We start from the raw sequence: 5,074 nt of genomic DNA on the forward strand, positions 1-5,074 counted from the left end.
CCGCTCCCCCTCGCTCCCCCGCTCCAGGGCGACCCGCAGCCGGAGCCCGGCCGCGACGCGGGCGTCGACGAGGTCGCCCGTCAGGCGCGCGTCCTCGATGGTCCAGGCCGCCGGGCCGAGCAGGGACCGGGCCGCCTCGTGGACGGCCGCGAGGGCGACGGCCGGGGGCAGCGGGGCGGCGCCGTCGACCGTGACGGCCTCGCCCCACGCGGCGGCGCCCCAGTCCGCGAGCGCGAATTCCCGCACGCGCCGGTCCGGTCCGTCCTCGGAAGGCGCGACGAGGGTGGGCGTGATGCGGAACAGCTCCTGGTCCCAGGCGTACCGGGGCAGCGGGACGAGGGCCTCGGCCGGCCCGTACCAGCGCCGCCAGTCGACGTGCCCGCCATGGGCGAACACCGCGCCCAGCGCGTGCGTCAGCGACACGCGCTCGTCGCGCGCGCGGCGCAGGGAGGCGACGGCGACGGGTTCGGCGCCGATGGCCGCCTGGGTCCTCGCGACGGCCGTGGTCAGGACGGGATGGGCGCTGATCTCCACGAAGACGCTCTCGCGCTCCTTGGCGATGGTGCCCACGGTCTCCGTGAAGCGGACGGGGAGGCGGAGGTTGTCCATCCAGTAGGCGGCGTCCAGCTCCGGGCCGCGGACCGGCGCGCGGTGGACGGTGGAGACCATCGGGGTGCGCACGGGCACCGGCTCCAGCCCCGCCAGGAGCCGGCGCAGGTCGTCGCGGAGCGGGTCCATGGCCGGGGAGTGGGAGGCGACGTCGACGCGGACGAGGCGGCACGAGACGCCCCGGCCCTCCAGCGCGGCGGCGAGTTCGGCGAGCGCGCCGGGGGGCCCGGCGAGGACCGTGGCCTCCGGCGCGTTCTCGGCGGCGACCGTGACCGACGGCCCGTACGGGGCGGCCGCCCGCCGCGCCTGCTCGGCGCCCAGCTCCACGGCGAGCATGGCGCCGTGCCCGGCCGTGCGCAGCATCAGCCCGCTGCGGCGGCAGATGACCGCGGCCGCGTCGGCCAGGGACAGCGCGCCCGCGGCGTGCGCGGCGGCGACCTCGCCCATGCTGTGGCCGACGCACACGTCCGCGTCCACGCCCATGGCCTGCCAGGCCGCGGTGAGGGCGACCTGCACGGCCCACAGGGCGGGCTGGACGACGTCGATGGCGTCGGGGAACTCCTCCGCGCCGGTCAGTAGTTCACCGGTGAGCAGTTCGCCGGCGAGCGGTTCGCCGGTGAGCAGTTCCGTCACCGACCAGCCCGTCTCGGCGCGGATGGCCTCGTCGCACGCGGCCAGCGCGGCGCGGAAGGCCGGGGAGGCGGACAGCAGGCCGCGTCCCATGCCCGCCCACTGCGAGCCCTGGCCGGGGAACACGAACACGGTGCGCCTCGGGTCCCCGAAGCCGGCCTCGGCGATGCCGCCGTCCGCGGCCTGTTCCCCGTCGGCGAGGGCGCGCAAGGTGGCCGCGATCCCGTCGTGGTCCTCCCCCACCGCCCACAGCCGGTAGGGGTGGGCGTCACGCCGCAGCGCGGCCGTGGCGCAGATGTCGCCCAGTCCGGCCTCCCGGCCACGTCCGCCGGGAGAGAGGAACGCGGCATAGGAACGGGCCATCAGACGAAGGGACCGGGGAGACCGCGCGGAGAGCACCAGGAGGTGCGGCATCCCCGCTCCCGCCCCCACGGCGGGCGCGGGGAGCGTGGGGAGCGCGGGCCGGTGGCGCGGAGGGTGGCCGCCGACGCCGCCGACGAGGACGTGGGCGTTGGTGCCGGAGATACCGAACGAGCTGACGCCGACCAGCGGTTCGTCGCCGACCGGTTCCAGCGGCTCGTTGCGGGTCACGACGCGCAGCGGGGCACCGGCCCCGGCGAGGGAGGGATGGGGGGTGCGCAGGTGCAGTGAGGCGGGGATCGTCCGGTGCCGGGCGATCAGCACGGCTTTGATGAATCCGGCGATGCCGGAGGCGGATTCCGTGTGCCCGATGTTGGTCTTGACCGAGCCGACCGGCAGTCGCCTGTCGCCGGGGCGGTCGGTGGCCATGACCTCGCTCAGGGCGCGCAGTTCGACGCCGTCGCCGACCCGGGTGCCAGTGCCGTGGGCCTCGATGTAGTCCAGCTGCCCGGGGGTGGCCCCGGCCAGGGCCAGGGCGTGGCGGAGCGCCTCGGCCTGGCCGTCGGCCGAGGGCCTGACCAACAGGCCGCTGCCGCGCCCGTCGTTGGTGACGGCGCTGGCGCGCAGCACCGCCAGGACCCGGTCGCCGTCCCGGTGCGCGTCGGCCAGCCTCTTGAGCAGCACCACCCCCACTCCGTCGCTGCGGACGAAGCCGTCGGCGTCGGCGTCGCCGAACCGGCACCGCCCGCCGGGGGAGAGCATGTCGCCCTGGGAGTACGCGATGGCGTCCGTGGGGGCCAGCACGAGGTTGATCCCGGCCGCGACGGCCAGGTCGCTCTCGCCCGTGAGGAGGCTCTGGCGCGCGGCGTGGACCGCCACGAGGGAGGAGGAGCAGGCGGTGTCGATCACCACGCTGGGGCCGCGCAGGTCGAGCGCGTAGGAGACGCGTCCGGCGGACACCGCGCGCAGCCGGGCGCCCGCGGCCGCCCTGATGTCCGCCCCGCTGTGCGGTGCGGTCGTCTCGGCGTATTCGGCCGTCGCCTGCCCCACGAAAACACCGGTCCGGCTGCCGGCCAGCGCCGAGGCGCGGATGCCGGAATCCTCGACGGCCTCCTGGACCACCTGCAGCAGAATGCGCTGTTGCGGATCCATTCCGCGGGCCTCGGCATGCGATATCCCGAAATACAGCGCGTCGAACCGGAAGGGGTCGGAAATAAATCCGCCGTACCGGGACACCGTCCGCCCCGGAGTCCGCGGGACGGGGCTGTGGAACGCCGCGATGTCGAAACGCTCCGGTGGCATCTCCGTAATGGCGTCCGTGTTGTCGAGGAGTAATTCCCAGAATTCCTCGGGGCCGTCCGCCCCGGGGAATCTGCACCCCATTCCGATGACGGCGACACCGGATTCGTCCGATGCGTGCTGCACGGCCCCCGCCCCCTTGCTGTCCTGTCACGCGACCCGTCCGGTCACCGCGGGGCGGCCCGTCGGGTCCGTCGAGAGTTTCCATGCAAAGTTGAATCAGGAGCCAACTTTAACCCCCGGCGTCGCACGATGTCGCGGGGGATTTCGACCGCTACCTATGTCATATTCCATACCGATCTCGGGCGTTATTTACATGCATGGGCCAACCTTTTTGCGAAACCTTGACAGCTTCAAAAATTGATCCAAGTTCAAACATATCCTAGAGTTCATGTGCGTTGTGACGTACTGCACTGTCTCGGGGGTGTTGCAGTGGAAGCCGCACGAAGGTCCATGACGACCGGCCGGGAGCTGTGGTCCGAACAGCTCCGGCGTGTCGACCTGCTGACGGAACGTGAGAGCCAGGTATTCCTCCTGCTGGGAGCCGGGCACTCCAACCGCAGCATTTCCACCCGGCTCCGGGTGACGGAGGGAACGGTCAAGGCGCACGTGGCACAGATCCTCGGCAAGCTCTGCGTGGAGTCCCGCCTCCAGGCGGGTCTGGTGTCCTTCGCCCACCAACTCCCTTCAACGAAAGTCCAATAGCCGCCCCGGAAGGCCGTCCGATAGACATGTCCCGGGCGGCGGCCGGACGTACCGTCCCGGTTCCCCGAATACGGGGAGCCGGGACGTCTTCTTGCTCTCGCGACGTCGATTCCCACGGCCGCCGCCCATGCTCTTTCGCCGCCCATGCTCTTTCCGCGGAAAGCAGTTCCAGGAAAGACCAGGAATCAGACCCGGATCGATCCAGGAGTGTTCGTGTCCGTCACCGATGCCCATCCGCGGCAGACCGGGCCGGGTGCCGCGCCTGTGGCCCCCGCCCCCGACCCCAGAGAGTCCATGCGGGGCCTGCCCGGCCTCGTGCAGTACCCGCTCACCGTCATGACCGGCAAACCCCTGGCGGGACAGGCGCCGCTCGCCTGGTCCCCCACCTTCCACCTGGTCTCCGCGGTGGCCGCCATGGTGGCCGGCTCCGCCGTCGGCGCGATCGGCTGGGCCCTCGGCGCCTGGTACCTCCTCCTGCTGCTGCCCGGCTGGGCCGTCACCCTGCACGGCATGCGCAACCTGCGCATGATGGTCTACCACCAGTGCTCGCACCGGAACATGTACCGCAAGCGCAGGCTCGACGCCGTGATCGGCCGCGCCACCTCCAGCCTGCTGATCATCCAGCACTTCGAGCGCTACAGCCGCGAGCACGTCAGCGACCACCACGCCGCCCACCACATGACCCTGCGCGACCCCACCGTCCAGGCGTTCCTGGTCAGCCTGGGGCTGAACCCCGGTATGACGCGACGTCAGATGTGGCGGCGGGTCGTGGCGAAGCTCTTCTCGCCGCGCTTCCACTTCGCCTTCGCCGTCTCCCGCACCCGTTCCTTCTGGAGCAAGTCGGCCACCAGCGAGAAGGTCACCTCCGTATGCCTCTACGGCGCCGTGGCCGCGGCCACGATCGTCACCGGCACCTGGGACGCGCTGCTCGTGATCTGGTTCGTGCCGCTGATCCCGCTGTTCCAGGTCAGCAACACCCTGCGGCTGTGCGTCAAGCACACCTTCCCGGTCGCGGGCACCGAAGGCGGGCGCGGCCGCGAGTACTTCGCCGCCCTGACCAACGCCATCTTCATCGGCGAACCGGCCCCCGACCCGTCCCTTCCCGCCGTACGGCGCACCCTCGCCTGGGGCCGGTGGACGCTGCGCATGCTGCTGATCCACGCCCCGTCGCGCTATCTGGTCCTCACCGGTGACACGGTCGTCCACGACTACCACCACCGGGCCCCGTCCAGCCGCGACTGGGCGAACTACATCTTCGCCCGGCAGCAGGACGCCGACTCCGGCCACACCGGCTGGCCCCCTTACCACGAGGTGTGGGGTCTGGTCCCCGCCATCTCCTACGTCTTCGACTCCCTCGCCGCAGCGAACCCCGAGGAGTTCGACGTCTCCCGGCTCCGCGACGTCAGCAAGCGGGAGCTCTTCGCCGCGTTCGACGACTGACCCCGTTCGACGACCGTCCCCCATCGACCCC

General features: G+C 72.1%; 3 protein-coding genes. 2 read left to right on the top strand and 1 reads right to left on the bottom strand.

Annotated features, from left to right (window positions below):
• Window positions 1-3,024: type I polyketide synthase (locus K6I34_RS38735; RefSeq protein WP_229331227.1), on the bottom strand; the 3,024-nt coding region annotated here is incomplete at its 3' end.
• A gap of 327 nt (window positions 3,025-3,351) precedes the next feature.
• On the opposite strand from K6I34_RS38735, the gene K6I34_RS31285 reads away from it, so the two are divergent.
• Together K6I34_RS31285 and K6I34_RS31290 are read left to right on the top strand one after the other, a co-directional pair.
• On the top strand, window positions 3,352-3,603 hold the full coding sequence (locus tag K6I34_RS31285) for a response regulator transcription factor (RefSeq protein WP_229331229.1): 252 nt from the start codon (window positions 3,352-3,354) through the stop codon (window positions 3,601-3,603).
• Between the two features lie 213 nt (window positions 3,604-3,816).
• Window positions 3,817-5,043 (top strand): fatty acid desaturase, encoded by a 1,227-nt coding sequence (locus K6I34_RS31290; RefSeq protein WP_229331231.1) that lies wholly within the window; start codon window positions 3,817-3,819, stop codon window positions 5,041-5,043.
• Window positions 5,044-5,074: the final 31 nt, after the last annotated feature.

Origin of the sequence: Streptomyces sp. UNOC14_S4, from assembly GCF_020740835.1 — a bacterium.
GTDB lineage: Bacteria > Actinomycetota > Actinomycetes > Streptomycetales > Streptomycetaceae > Streptomyces.

Excerpts from the sequence above, each read along its gene's own strand:
- K6I34_RS31285 (WP_229331229.1), top strand. The coding sequence starts at position 3,352 with ATGACGACCGGCCGGGAGCTGTGGTCCGAACAGCTCCGGCGTGTCGAC.